12 protein-coding genes are annotated in these 12,636 nt (G+C 61.5%); 8 read left to right on the top strand and 4 right to left on the bottom strand.

The features are described 5' to 3' along the window. Positions 1-21: 21 nt before the first annotated feature. The 4 genes from lolA1 to xerD all read right to left on the bottom strand — a co-directional run bounded on the left by lolA1 (position 22) and on the right by xerD (position 6,551). Entirely contained in the window at positions 22-666 is a 645-nt protein-coding gene (gene lolA1, locus LGH70_RS04175) for an outer membrane lipoprotein periplasmic chaperone LolA1 (RefSeq protein WP_226183011.1), read from the bottom strand. 107 nt (positions 667-773) lie between these two features. Further along, positions 774-3,743, bottom strand: coding sequence for an FtsK/SpoIIIE family DNA translocase (locus LGH70_RS04170; RefSeq protein WP_226183009.1), 2,970 nt, complete (start codon positions 3,741-3,743; stop codon positions 774-776). Between the two features lie 82 nt (positions 3,744-3,825). Further along, the gene (locus LGH70_RS04165; protein WP_226183008.1) at positions 3,826-5,535 is read right to left on the bottom strand and encodes a DUF6044 family protein; all 1,710 of its coding nucleotides are present in this window, start codon (positions 5,533-5,535) and stop codon (positions 3,826-3,828) included. Positions 5,536-5,648: 113 nt separating this feature from the next. Further along, the gene (gene xerD / locus LGH70_RS04160; RefSeq protein ID WP_226183006.1) at positions 5,649-6,551 is read right to left on the bottom strand and encodes a site-specific tyrosine recombinase XerD; all 903 of its coding nucleotides are present in this window, start codon (positions 6,549-6,551) and stop codon (positions 5,649-5,651) included. 262 nt (positions 6,552-6,813) lie between these two features. Between xerD and aroQ the strand changes: the two genes are divergently transcribed. The 8 genes from aroQ to LGH70_RS04120 all read left to right on the top strand — a co-directional run bounded on the left by aroQ (position 6,814) and on the right by LGH70_RS04120 (position 12,631). Continuing rightward, positions 6,814-7,260 (top strand): type II 3-dehydroquinate dehydratase, encoded by a 447-nt coding sequence (aroQ, locus tag LGH70_RS04155; protein WP_226183004.1) that lies wholly within the window; start codon positions 6,814-6,816, stop codon positions 7,258-7,260. Positions 7,261-7,280: 20 nt separating this feature from the next. Beyond that, positions 7,281-7,520, top strand: a complete 240-nt coding sequence (locus LGH70_RS04150) for a hypothetical protein (protein WP_226183002.1) — start codon at positions 7,281-7,283, stop codon at positions 7,518-7,520. Positions 7,521-7,630: 110 nt separating this feature from the next. Beyond that, positions 7,631-8,695, top strand: a complete 1,065-nt coding sequence (locus LGH70_RS04145) for an aminotransferase class V-fold PLP-dependent enzyme (RefSeq protein WP_226183001.1) — start codon at positions 7,631-7,633, stop codon at positions 8,693-8,695. Positions 8,696-8,797: 102 nt separating this feature from the next. Further along, a complete protein-coding gene (locus tag LGH70_RS04140; RefSeq protein ID WP_226182999.1) occupies positions 8,798-9,358 on the top strand; it encodes a MarC family protein in 561 nt (186 codons plus the stop codon). Between the two features lie 165 nt (positions 9,359-9,523). Then, entirely contained in the window at positions 9,524-9,988 is a 465-nt protein-coding gene (rnhA, locus tag LGH70_RS04135) for a ribonuclease HI (protein ID WP_226182997.1), read from the top strand. Next, positions 9,988-11,103: an acyltransferase family protein gene (locus tag LGH70_RS04130; RefSeq protein ID WP_226182996.1), complete on the top strand. Its 1,116-nt coding sequence runs from the start codon at positions 9,988-9,990 to the stop codon at positions 11,101-11,103. The genes rnhA and LGH70_RS04130 overlap by 1 nt, the downstream gene beginning before the upstream one ends. A gap of 44 nt (positions 11,104-11,147) precedes the next feature. Further along, positions 11,148-11,870 (top strand): hypothetical protein, encoded by a 723-nt coding sequence (locus LGH70_RS04125; RefSeq protein WP_226182992.1) that lies wholly within the window; start codon positions 11,148-11,150, stop codon positions 11,868-11,870. Between the two features lie 38 nt (positions 11,871-11,908). Continuing rightward, complete coding sequence (locus tag LGH70_RS04120) at positions 11,909-12,631, top strand: tRNA1(Val) (adenine(37)-N6)-methyltransferase (protein ID WP_226182989.1); 723 nt, start codon at positions 11,909-11,911, stop codon at positions 12,629-12,631. Positions 12,632-12,636: the final 5 nt, after the last annotated feature.

Raw genomic sequence — 12,636 nt, 5'->3', positions numbered from 1 at the left:
TTTCGGCAGTAACGGACGAGCTTAGCGCAGGTCGATGACTTTTACGCCTTTGTACTTCGTTTTGTCGAAGTTGAAGGTCGTAGCATCCAGTGGGGGGTTGGGCTGGAACTTGCGGATGGTATAGGTGTAGCGGTTGCCGTTCTTCTTGAACATCTTCCAGCTTTTCACCGACTTATCGACCTTGCTGACGGTCAGGCGCACTTTGAAAACCGGATTGTCCTTGTTTTCGGGCGACAGCTCAATCACGTCGCAGGCCTCGCCGGCTTCCTTGGTTTCCTGGACGTAGCTGTACTTGTAGCCTTTCTTGTAGAGCGTGAAGATCTGGGTAGGCGACACATCCTGCTCTTCGGGGTCGAAATCGGAGATGTTCACCTCGTTTTCGGCCTTCATGTAGGTCCACATGGTCTGGCCGTTGTTGATGACCTCCTGGCCGTTGAGCTTGAGCCGGAATTTCTGCCCGCTGACGGTGATGTCGCCGGTCAGGTTTTCTTTCACTTTGGCCGCGTCATTCTCCAGGGTCTGGGTAAAGTTGGCCTTGAAGCCCTTCAGCGCCTGATATTTGGCGCTCATTTGATCCAGAATCTTACCGGCTTTAGGGTCCTGCTGGGCGCTGGCCGCGTGGGCCATCGTAACCGAAAGGGCGAGCAGGGCGAATACTTTTTTCATTAGGAAAGGATGGTGTCTTGAGGGAGTTAGAGGAAAGCGGAGCGACTGGGTGTAAGCGGTTAGTTGGAAGAATAACCCGGAAAGAACCGCTTTTGTCGCACTGCTAGCTAACTTTTGGGCAGGTTATTCAACAACTGTTCCAAACTGTATTCGTCCGGAATTAATACCTCCCGGGCCTTGCTGCCTTCAAATGGACCCACGATGCCGGCGTGCTCCAATTGGTCGATCAGGCGGCCGGCGCGGTTGTAGCCCAGCTTCAGGCGACGCTGCAGCAGCGAGGTGCTGCCCTGCTGGTGGGTTACAATCACGCGGGCGGCTTCCTCAAACATGCTGTCGCGGGAGGCGGCATCGAAGTCTTCAGCGTCGCCGCTGCCCCCGCCGCTTTCCCCGGCTACTTCCGGCAGCAGGTAGGCATCGGGGTAGCCCTGCTGCTCACCGATAAAGTCACAGAGGCGGTCTACCTCGGGCGTATCAATGAAGGCGCACTGCACCCGGATGATGTCGGAGCCCTGCGAAATCAGCATGTCGCCCTGGCCCACGAGCTGGTCGGCGCCGCCGGCGTCGAGGATGGTACGCGAATCAATCTTGGAGGTTACCTTGAAGGAAATCCGGCACGGGAAGTTGGCCTTGATGATACCGGTAATAACGTTCACCGACGGGCGCTGGGTAGCCACAATCAGGTGAATACCAATGGCGCGGGCCAGCTGGGCCAGGCGGGCAATGGGCGTTTCGACTTCCTTGCCGGCCGTCATCATCAGGTCGGCCAGCTCGTCAATCACCAGCACGATGAAGGGCATAAAACGGTGGCCCTTCTTGGGGTTGAGGCGCCGCTCGATGAATTTGCGGTTGTACTCCTTCAGGTTGCGGCAGCCGGCATCCTTCAGCAGATCGTAGCGCTTGTCCATCTCCATACACAGGGAGTTGAGCGTGTTTACTACCTTCTTGGTGTCGGTGATGATGGCCTCCTCCGTGTCGGGCAGCTTGGCCAGAAAGTGGCGCTCAATCTTGTTGAAGATGCTCAGTTCCACCTTTTTGGGGTCGACGAGTACGAACTTGAGCTGGGCGGGGTGGCGCTTGTACAGCAGCGAGGCCAGAATGACGTTCAAACCCACCGACTTACCCTGGCCCGTGGCCCCGGCCATCAGCAGGTGGGGCATTTTGGCCAAATCGACCACGAATACCTCGTTGGTGATGGTGCGGCCGAAGGAAATCGGCAGGTCCATTTCGGTGTTGATGAACTTCTCGGTGGCAAAAACCGACCGGATGCTCACCATTTCCTTCTTGGTATTCGGCACCTCGATACCGATGGTGCCTTTGCCCGGAATAGGCGCTATGATGCGGATACCCAACGCGGCCAGGCTCAGGGCAATATCGTCTTCCAGGCTCTTGATTTTGGAGATGCGCACCCCGGCGTCGGGCACGATTTCGTAGAGCGTCACGGTGGGCCCGATGGTGGCCTTGATGCTGGCGATGTTGATGCCGTAGTGCCCCAGCGTCTCCACGATGCGGTCCTTGTTGGCTTCCAGCTCTTCCTTGCTCACCTGGGCTTTGGCCACGCCGTAGTCGTTGAGCAGCTCCAGCGTGGGGTACTGGTAGCGCGAGAGGTCCAGCGTGGGGTCGTAGTTGACGGCGGGCATGATGTCCGCATCCTCATCATCGTCGGCAATGGCGGCCATGTCGGCGCCGGCGGCGGGGTCCAGCTCGCCGGGCTTGCTCTCGATCTGCAGGGCCGGACCGGCCGTTTCGCGCGGGGCCGGTAGGGGCAGCGTGGCCGGCAGCGGCGCATCGTCGTCCCCGGCCAGGTCGGCCATCGACAACGGCGTCGGAATGCTGGAAGGCGCGATGCTTAGGGGCTCAGGGTCGGTGGGCGTTTCAAAGGAGAAGCTCGGGCCTTTCGGCAGACTGGCAACGGCACCAGCCGCGGCCACGGTGGCGGAAGCACTGGCCAGGCTGGCCGCCGCCGTTGGGGCCACCGACATAACCACGGCAGCGGCACCGGCCGCTACGGCGGGGGCTGGCTCGGGAGCAGCAATGCTGAAGGCCGGCCCCGAAGCGGCAACCGGGCCCGCAGTATATTCTTCCTCTTCTACTTCATCTTCCTCATACTCCGGCTTCGGCTCGGGTTCGATGGCTACCGGGCGGGCAGTTGCGGCCACGGGCGTGGCCACCGGCCCCACGCGGCGCAGAGTCATTTCCGGAGCTGCTTCTTCCTCGTCTTCCTCAAAAGAAGCGGCGGGGCTGGCAGCGTGGTTAGCGGCGGAAGCAAACGGCTGATTGCCAACGGCTACTACTGGCTCGTCGGCTTCTTCCGTTTCGCTGCGGCGCAGGTTCAGGCTGGTCACGTTGAAGAAGTACACCACGAAGGAGATGAGCAGGAAAGCCAGCAGCAGCACCGTGCCCCAGCCAATGAGGCTGTCGAGCCACAGGGCGGCTTCGTAACCAATGCCACCGCTCAAGAAATCGAGGCTGTGGGCCAGGCTGGCATCGGCGTCGGGGGCTTCGAGCGACAACACGATGTAGCCCATCAGCATGCTCAGCCACACCATCGAGAACAGGCACAGGGCCAGCACGTAGCTCAGCGACACTTCGGCGCGCCGGAACACGATTTTGTAGCCCAGGAAGAACACGATGGGAATAACGGCAAAGGCGGCCACGCCGAAACCCTTGTAAATCAGGAGCTGGGCCAACATGGCGCCCACCAGCCCCAGCCAGTTGCCCGACTCCTGCCCGGCCTCCTTCACGGGAGTCGTGCTCAAGCCTTCCACCACGCTTTGGTCGGCGTGCCCGGTGAACACGAATGAGACAAAGGCAATGGTCAGGTAGATGGAGCTGAGCAGGAAAAAGAAGCCCAGGAAGAGCTGAAAGCGCCGGTCGCGCAGGAAGGCAAACGGATTGCCCAGCTTGATGGCCGGCAGCTTGACCCCGCGGGAATGAGCTTTGGCCGCGGCTTTGGGCGCGCTTGGCCGCGGCTCGCGGGCCGGCTCGGGAGCGGGCCGCGTCTGGTTGCGCACCGGCCGGGGCTCATTGCCTCGCCCGGGGGCCGCCGGAGTATTCTGCTTGTACGTATTTTTTGCCATTATTATGACGCACTAAAAGGCCAAATCTAGGGAATTTCGGCGGTTTTGCGGCCCCGCCGGCGCTCGGGCAGCCGTGGGGTTGCTACGGCTGCACTTCGTAAAGATACAGGTGCCAGTACGCGTTCCTAGCCGAAAAATCGTGGCGCAGGGCCAAACCGCTGCGCCCAGGCTGGGCTAACCGGGCGGCAGACAGCACGTAACGCCCGCCCAGCTGGCGGAAGGCCACGGCATTAAAGTCAAAATCCTGCACCACGCGCTCCGGAAACGCACCGACGCGAAAATTCTTGCCCAGCTCGGCCGAGAACAGGTAGCAGCGGTTGCCCCAGGCGTCGAAGTAGGTTTGCAGGTCGGGGGTCTTGGCCAGCTCGCCGGCAATGATGGGCCGGAACGCCTGTTTGTAGGCCAGCGGGTAGTGGTTCTGGTAGCTGTCCAGAGTGTAGAAGCCGTTGAGCTGGGCCACGGCCGGCGGCAGACCCAGGCAGGCCACGCGGTACTGGGCGGGCCGCTGCCCGGACTGCTGCTGAATAGCGTGGCGAACCTGGGCGAAGAGGGCCGGCGCCACGTAGGCCTGATAGTTGGGCTCGGTGGGCTTGGGGCGCCTGGCCAGCTCCCGCAGGTTGTTGAGCCACTCGGCATTCATTGCCAATCCGACACCTATCTGCATCACAACCAGAGCCATAGATACTTTGCCATAAGGTAAAGCTTGCAGTCCCCAGGCCAGCAGCACAAACCACAGCAGCGGCGTCAGAAAGTGAAACCGACTCAAATTGAACGTGCGCAGGGCCGGCACCAGATCCTGCACCTGCCCGACGAGTTGGGGGTAGAATCCACAGAACAGCGCCAGACCGACCAGCACTGCCAGCACGCTCCCAATGGCGGAACGCGGCACCTGCCCGGGCCCGGCCGGCCGCCGGAAAGCCCACAGCCCGGCCAGCAGCGCCACGCCGTGAAAAAACCGGCTGGCGTGGTATTGCCCCATGAAAAAGTACTGTGCCGCCGACTGTAGCCCCGCCCCTACTCCCTGGGGTGAGAGGCGGCTCAGATCAAACTCCAGGCGGTGGGGCACGAACTGCCTGGCGACCAGCAGGGAATATACCAGCGGATATTCGACGACCAGATACAGGCCTACCAGCAGCCCCAGGCCGCCCACCACCGGCCACGACCAGCGGCGGCCCCGCACCACATCGGAGAGCAACAGGGTTCCGATGCCCACCACCACAAACGGCCCCACGAACACGAACATCGACCAGAACGGGAAGGCGGCAATCAGCAGCCAGTCGGGCCAGCGGCCCGGGCCCCGGCGCAGGTTCAGGAAAGCATAGAGCAGCCAGGGCTGGCCCAGCACCGTGAGGCCGTACATCGAGTAGAAGGGCAACACGGCCCAGGCCAGGCTTAGCCCGGCTGCTACGGCCCGCGCCCGGGGCGCCGGCAGCACATGCCGCCGGAGCAGCGCGTACATGCCCAGCAGGGCCAGCACCCGCAGCAGGGCCTGCTGCACCAGGTAAGCCGGCAGCGGCTCGAAAAGGCCGAATAACAGCACCGTGATGCTCAGCCCGGGTCGCAAAGCATTGCGCGGCAGCCCGTTCATAATGGGAAGTACCACGGCCCCGGCCCGGTAGTCAAGGGCCAGCTGGTGCCGGGTGAGCAGGTAGGGAATCGACAGCTCCGCGTCGAGGTTGTCGTCGATGGTGACGTAGCTTTGCTCGCGCAGCAGGGCAAACGGCAGCAGAAACAGCAACAGGGCCAGCAGAGCCCAGCCCAGCGGATGGGTTGCCCGGGAAGAAAGACGCATGGGAGTGGAGAGCAAGCCGCAAAAATAAGCACTGGCCTCGCTCCTTCCCTGCCAAAGATTTTTCACCGGCTTTTGCGCCTTACCTGAAGCAGTATTTCTGCAGCAGCGGCTTTTCAGCTGCGGGGGTGAAACTCGGTGATAATCTGGCGCAGGTAGTCCCGGTCGAGGTGGGTGTAGATTTCGGTGGTAGTAATACTCTCGTGGCCCAGCATTTCCTGCACGGCCCGTAGGTCGGCGCCGCCTTCGATGAGGTGGGTGGCAAAGCTGTGGCGGAAGGTGTGCGGGCTTACCACTTTCGGCACGCCGGCCTTTTCCACCACGTCCTTGATGATGTTGAAAATCATGATGCGGGACAACTTGGAGCCGCGCCGGTTCAGAAACACGAAGTCTTCGTGGCCGGGCTGAATGTCGAGGTGGCAGCGCACCCCGCTGATGTAGAAGCCGATGTGCTTCAGCGCGTCGCGCCCGATGGGCACCAGGCGCTCCTTGTTGCCTTTGCCCGTCACGCGTACGAAGCCCTGGTCGGCGTAGAGGTTGGACAAGCGCAGCTCCGTTAGCTCCGACACGCGCAGGCCCGAGGAATAGAGCGTTTCGAGGATGGCGCGGTTGCGGGTGCCTTCGTTGGTGCTCAGGTCCACGGCCTCCAGCACCTGCGTGATTTCCTCGTAGCTGAGCGTATCGGGCAGCTTGCGGCCCACTTTGGGCGCTTCCAGCGTGTCGGTCGGGTCCAGCGTGAGCAAATCCTCCATAATCAGGTAGCTATAGAAGGCCTTGATGCCCGACAGGGTGCGGGCCTGGGAGGTGGCGCTCATGCCCAGCTCGCCGAGCCAGGCCAGAAAGTCGCGCAGGATGCGGGTCGTAACCTGGGCCGGGCTGGCGGGCAGCTTGGAAATTTCCAGGTACTGGCGCAGCTTGCCAATGTCGCGCACGTAGGCTTCCACCGTGTTGGCGGAAAGCGACTTTTCCAGCTGGAGGTAGCCTTCGAACTGCTTGATGCTGATAGACCAGGTGGACATGAACAAGGAAAGGTGGTGAAAGAAGCGGAAGGCAAAGATACAGTTCTGTCATCCCGAACGCAGTGAAGCAGCGTAAACGACCAGCCCGTCATGTCGAGCAGAGCGAGACAGCTCGCGTGCAATGTGGTATACCGTCCTGCTCGACATGAGGGGCAGTTGAATTGGCTTCCGCATCTTGGCCGTTCGCAGCCCATAAGGTCCTTCGCTGGGCTCAGGATGACAGTTCTCTATCTTTGAGCCCCACGCTACCACAACCCCTACTATGCAAATCCTGATTATCAACGGCCCCAACCTGAACCTGCTGGGCCGCCGCGAGCCGGGCATCTACGGCACCCGCTCCTTCGACGAGTACCTGCCCGAGCTGCGCGAGGCCTTCCCCGATTTTACGCTGGAGTACTTCCAGAGCAACCACGAAGGCGAGCTGATCGACAAGATTCACGAGGTAGGCTTCACCTACCACGGCATCGTGCTCAACGCCGGCGCCTACACCCACACCAGCCTGGCCCTGGCCGACGCGCTGGCCGCCATCAACACGCCCACCGTGGAAGTGCACCTCTCGAACGTGGCCGCCCGCGAGGAAATCCGCCACAAGAGCCTGATCGGCAAGAACTGCATCGGCAGCATCAGCGGTTTCAAGCTCGACAGCTACCGCCTGGCCCTGCACTACTTCGAGGGCCTGCGCCCCAAGCGCGTGGGGTTTAAGGTGTGAGGATGCTGTTCGTTTAAGCCATGAATCAACCGCTTTACTTCTTTGGAAAGAAAGGTCGTATTCTTCAGGGAGAGCACCCTGGGTGGATTGTCGAAATAGTAGACGACACGCAGGGAGATACAGGGGGATACTTTGTTTTGGTCCACAACGCAGAGGAAGCCTTTGACTGGTGGCTTGAAAAGCAAGAGCATATTCCCTTTTTCATTGATGACATGGAATGGGTTATTGATTGGCTGGATGAAAGAGAGGTGAAATGCTAACGCGCTTATTCTGTTGGCTCGACTTGTCACAGACGAACAACTCACAATTTCACCACCTCACCATTTCACCTTTCCTACCTTTGCGCCTCTTCCTTTAGCCTTTTCCACCTATGTATACATTCAACCCCGGCCCGTCGCAGGTGTATCCTGAGTTGCGCGGCTATCTGCAGGATGCTTTCGACGAGGGCTGGCTCTCGGCCCCGCACCGCGGCGAGCGGTTTACGGGCCTGATGCGCCAGACCGTGGCCGACCTGAAAACCAAGCTCAACATCCCCCAGGACTACACCGTGTACTTCCTGAGCTCGGCCACCGAGTGCTGGGAAGTGCTGGCCCAGAGCCTGACGCCCAACAAGAGCTTTCACCTGTACAGCGGCGCCTTTGGCGAAAAGTGGTTTGAGTACGCCAAGGCCCTGCGCCCCAACAGCGTCGGCCAGCAGTTCGGCATCGACGAGCTGCCCGAAGTCTACACCCTACCCCTGCCCGACGACTCGGTGGACCTGGTCTGCGTGACGCAGAACGAGACGTCCAACGCTACCCAGCTGCGCGACGGCTTCATTCTGAACCTGTATAACCGCCTGGGCAATGCCCTGCTGGCCGTGGATGCCACGTCTTCGCTGGGCGGCATTCAGCTCAAGTATATTAAGGCCGACATCTGGTACGGCTCGGTGCAAAAGTGCTTCGGCATGCCAGCCGGCCTGGGCATCATGGTGTTGTCGCCGCGGGCAGTGGCGCGCTTCCGCCAGTTCAACGAGCGGAGCCACTACAACAGCCTGGTGGCCCAGTACGAGAAGATGCTCAACTTCCAGACCACCCACACGCCCAACGTGCTGGGTATCTACCTGCTCAGCCGGGTGCTGACGGACCGGGAGCCCATCAAGGCTGTGCACCAGCACCTGCTCGACCGCGCCACCAAGCTCTACGACTACTTCGACCAAGCCACCCAGCTCACCCCGCTGGTGACGAACCCGGAAACCCGCTCCACCACCGTCATCGGTCTGCAGGGCCCGCCCGCGCTGATTGACGACGTGAAGCGCCGCGCCCTGGCCCAGGGCCTGCAGCTGGGCAACGGCTACGGCAGCTGGAAGTCGAACTCGTTGCGCATTGCCAACTTCCCGGCCATTCCCGATGTGGCCTACGAGCAGCTGGTCCAGTTTTTCGCCCGCGAATTCGCCTAGCCAATGGTTGAATGGATGAATGGGGGAATGGTTAAATGACCACAACACTTGATTCCCCCTCCATTCTTTCATTCTTTCATTCAATCATTCTCCCATTCACCTATGTTTTCTCTCAAGGAAATCTTCTCGGTTACGCTTACCCTGTTTGCGGTCATTGATATTCTGGGCTCCATCCCGATTATCATCCAGATCCGGCAGCGCGAGGGCAAGATTCACTCCGAGAAGGCCACCTTGGTGGCGGGCGTGCTGATGGTGGTGTTCCTGTTTCTGGGCCAGAGCATCTTGTCGTTGTTCGGGGTCGACTACCAGTCGTTTGCCCTGGCCGGCGCCATCATCATCTTCCTCATCGGCATGGAGATGATTCTGGGTATTGAGCTGTTCAAAAACGACCCGACCACCCGCACCGGCTCTATCGTGCCCCTGGCCTTTCCCATCATCGTGGGGGCCGGCACCATGACGACCCTGCTTTCCCTGCGGGCCGCCTACTCCCTGCCCAACGTGCTGGTGGGCATTGCCCTGAACCTGGTATTTGTGTTCATCGTGCTCAAAAGCTCGGCCTGGATTGAGCGCAAGCTGGGCAAGGCCGGCGAGGATATTCTGCGCCGCGTGTTCGGCGTGATTCTGCTGGCCATTGCCATCAAGCTGTTTAAAAGTAATTTCTGATAATCAAAGTCGTGTGTCACGCTGAGCTTGCCGAAGCATCTCTCCCGCTTCGTTGCGCCTCACCCCCCGGCCCCCTCTCCGAAAAAGGAGAGGGGGAGCCAGATGAATCAGTAGAGATGCTTCGACTCCGCTCAGCATGACGTTCCGTTAACTTCCACTTTCCCCTTGATTCAACTCTTCACCGACGGCTCGTCGCGCGGCAACCCCGGCCCGGGCGGCTACGGCGCTATTCTGCGCTACGGCCCCCACGAAAAGGAACTCACCCAGGGCTTCCGCCTCACCACCAACAACCGCATGGAGCTGCTGGCCGTCATTGTGGGCCTGGAAGCCGTGACGCGCCCCGAAATTCCGATTACCGTCACGACCGACTCGAAGTACGTGGTGGATGCGGTGGAGAAAAAATGGGTGTTCGGCTGGGCCGCCAAGGCTGATTTTGGCAAGAAAGCCAACGAGGACCTGTGGCGGCGCTTCCTCAAAATCTATAAGCAGCGCAAGGTGCAGTTCCGCTGGGTGCGGGGCCACAACGGCCACCCCGAAAACGAGCGGTGCGATGCGCTGGCCGTGCGCAGCGCCGTGCACGGCCCCCTGCTCATCGATGCCGGCTACGAAGCCGCCGCCCAGCTCCAGTAATGAAGCCGGCCTCCTACTTTCCCGCCCTGACGGGCCTGCGGGCGGTAGCGGCCTATTGCGTGTTCTTTTTCCATTTTCCGCCGGTAGTGGCCGGTGGGCCCTGGGCCGGGCAGGCGCTGCACGCCCTGTGCCGGGAAGGTCACATCGGGGTTTCCCTCTTTTTTACCCTCAGCGGCTTTCTGATTTGCCGGCGCTACTACCAGCAGTCCTTCAGCGGGCGGCAGCTGGGCCGGTACGCCCTGCGGCGCTGGGCCCGGATTTACCCGGTGTTTTTGCTGGTCACCACGCTCACCTTCCTGCTCAGCAAACTCTACCTGACTGACCACGCGCTGCAATTGTACCTGGTCAACATCAGCCTATTGAAAGGCTTCGCGGCCGACTGGGCCTTCACGGGCGTGGCCCAAACCTGGTCGTTGACGGTGGAGGAATGTTTCTACCTGCTGGCGCCGCTGCTGTTCTGGCTGGGTCGCCGCTTTTCGCCCTTCGTCTGGGCCGGGGTGGCGCTGGTGCTGCTTGGGCTGGGCTGGGTCCTGTATGCCGGGCTGCCGTCGGATGGCGGGTTGCGCTTCAGTGCCGCCCACTTTATGCTGGTAGCTACCATTTTTGGCCGGAGCACCGAGTTTCTACTGGGAGCCGCCTTTGCGTTGCTGGCGGCGCGCTATTCCGGCCGGCGGACCACGTGGACCGGCAGCCTGGGCCTGCTGCTGCTACTGTTGGTTCTGACTGGCATTCAGCTCTATACCGGCAAAGTCAGCATCGATACGCCCGTGGGCGTGGCCGTGAACAACCTGCTGCTGCCCGCCGCCACCGGGCTGCTGCTCTGGGGCCTGACCACCGAAACCACCGGGCTGCAACGGCTGCTGAGTTCCGCGCCGCTGCAGCTAGCGGGCAAGGCCTCCTACTGCTTCTACCTGCTTCACATGGGCTTCTGGCACGACTATCTGCTCCGCTGGCTGCCCGCGCAGCTACCGGCCGCGCTGTCGTTTACCCTCGTTTTTCTGCTGACCATAGCGGCCTCCATCGGGCTGTATTATCTGGTTGAAAAGCCCCTACACCGCCTGATTATCAGCCGGTTTGCGCCCAGGCCGGAAGCGCAGCCGGCCGTTTCTTTCTAATCTTCGGCCGGCCTTTCCGGGCCGGCTTGCCGTACAAATCAAGTATGATGAAGCCCCTGCTCACTCCTGCCCTCCTGGCTACGCTGGCCACCGCGGCCTGCCAGCAACAGATGGAAAGCTCCACGCCGGCCCGGGCCCAGAGCGTGCCCATCCGGGCGGCGGTGCAGTGCAGCTGTCCGGCCGAAGTACCCATGGCTTCTTCAGTGCCCGATACGCTGTTTGCCTTCTCGGCGGGGCCCGTCGTGTCGGTGTGCGGCTACAAGGAAACGCGCAAGCGCCAGGAGTTCTATTCCGAGTTTGCCGTTTCAACCTGCCAGCCCCGCAAGATTCTCAAGTACTGGGACGTGCGCGAACGGTGCCGCCTGAGCTTCCGCAACGACACGCTGACGGTGGAGTCGTTGAAAAACCTACCGGCGGGCAAAAACTTCACCTACGAGTTCGTGCGCTTCCGCCTCGACCGGTTCTACGTTCAGAAGGGTCAGGTGCGGCATGAGTCCTTGCTCAACAAGGATATGCGGCCCTATACGCCCGAGGAAATTGCCCGCGTGAAGCAGGAATACGAGTCGGCGGCAACGCTCAAAGAGGAAAAGCGCATTGAGCTGGCCAACCGCCTGCTGCTCAGCGCCCTGAGCGGCGACGTGCAGGCGGGGGTATACTTCCGGCAGTTTCCCTCCAAATTCCCCCTGCAGGGTGCCTACGGGGAAGAATACGCCGACCTGCAGCGGCTGCTCCGCGACTGGAGCCGCCCGGCCTCCGCGCAGCGCTAGGCTCTTTTTTCACTCCTACTTATTTGCCCGGCAGCGCAGTGGCCAATACCTATTTCCGCTTCAAGCAGTTTACCATCGAGCAGGACCAGTGCGCCATGAAGGTGTGCACCGATGCCTGCGTGCTGGGCGCCGCGGCCGACATAACCACTGCCGCCCGCATTCTGGACATTGGTACCGGCACCGGCCTGCTGGCGCTGATGGCGGCCCAGCGTAACGCTACGGCCCGCATCGAGGCTGTAGAAATAGCGCCCGACGCGGCCCGGCAGGCCACCGGCAACGTGGCCCAAAGCCCCTGGCCCGGCCGGGTGCGGGTGCAAGCTCTGAGCCTGGCGCAGTTTGCGGCCACAGCTCCCGCGCCCTTCGACCATATTCTCTGCAACCCGCCGTTTTTCCGCCACTCCCTCCGCTCCCCCGATGCGGCCCGCACCACCGCCCGCCACACCGCTTCCGATACGCTTTCGTTTGCCGAGCTAGCCCAATTTGCCGCTGACTTTCTGACGCCCAGTGGCCAGCTCACGGTGCTGTTGCCTCCGCTGGAAATGCAGCAGTTCGAGCGGGAAGCTGTCAGGGCCGGCTTGTTTCCGGCGGCCCGCCTGGCTTTGCACCACCGCCCCGGCAGCAAGGCCCTGCGGCACATCACCCGCTTTGGCCGCGCAGCCACGGCGGCCGCAACCCAGGTGCTGCCCATTCACGAAGCCGATAGTGCGGCCTACTCCCCCGAATTCCGGCAGCTGCTGCGCGACTTTTACCTGGCTTTCTAGCAGAC

The organism is Hymenobacter nitidus, assembly GCF_020447315.1.
Taxonomy (GTDB): domain Bacteria; phylum Bacteroidota; class Bacteroidia; order Cytophagales; family Hymenobacteraceae; genus Hymenobacter; species Hymenobacter nitidus.
The sequence above is the reverse complement of the archived record's forward strand: the minus strand, read 5'-3'. Positions and strand labels throughout refer to the sequence as shown.

Coding starts and splice junctions, on each gene's coding strand:
- LGH70_RS04125 (WP_226182992.1), top strand. CDS start 11,148: ATGATGAAGCCCCTGCTCACTCCTGCCCTCCTGGCTACGCTGGCCACC.
- LGH70_RS04140 (WP_226182999.1), top strand. CDS start 8,798: ATGTTTTCTCTCAAGGAAATCTTCTCGGTTACGCTTACCCTGTTTGCG.
- lolA1 (WP_226183011.1), bottom strand. CDS start 666: ATGAAAAAAGTATTCGCCCTGCTCGCCCTTTCGGTTACGATGGCCCAC.
- LGH70_RS04165 (WP_226183008.1), bottom strand. CDS start 5,535: ATGCGTCTTTCTTCCCGGGCAACCCATCCGCTGGGCTGGGCTCTGCTG.
- LGH70_RS04130 (WP_226182996.1), top strand. CDS start 9,988: ATGAAGCCGGCCTCCTACTTTCCCGCCCTGACGGGCCTGCGGGCGGTA.
- LGH70_RS04170 (WP_226183009.1), bottom strand. CDS start 3,743: ATGGCAAAAAATACGTACAAGCAGAATACTCCGGCGGCCCCCGGGCGA.
- LGH70_RS04145 (WP_226183001.1), top strand. CDS start 7,631: ATGTATACATTCAACCCCGGCCCGTCGCAGGTGTATCCTGAGTTGCGC.
- xerD (WP_226183006.1), bottom strand. CDS start 6,551: ATGTCCACCTGGTCTATCAGCATCAAGCAGTTCGAAGGCTACCTCCAG.
- aroQ (WP_226183004.1), top strand. CDS start 6,814: ATGCAAATCCTGATTATCAACGGCCCCAACCTGAACCTGCTGGGCCGC.
- LGH70_RS04150 (WP_226183002.1), top strand. CDS start 7,281: ATGAATCAACCGCTTTACTTCTTTGGAAAGAAAGGTCGTATTCTTCAG.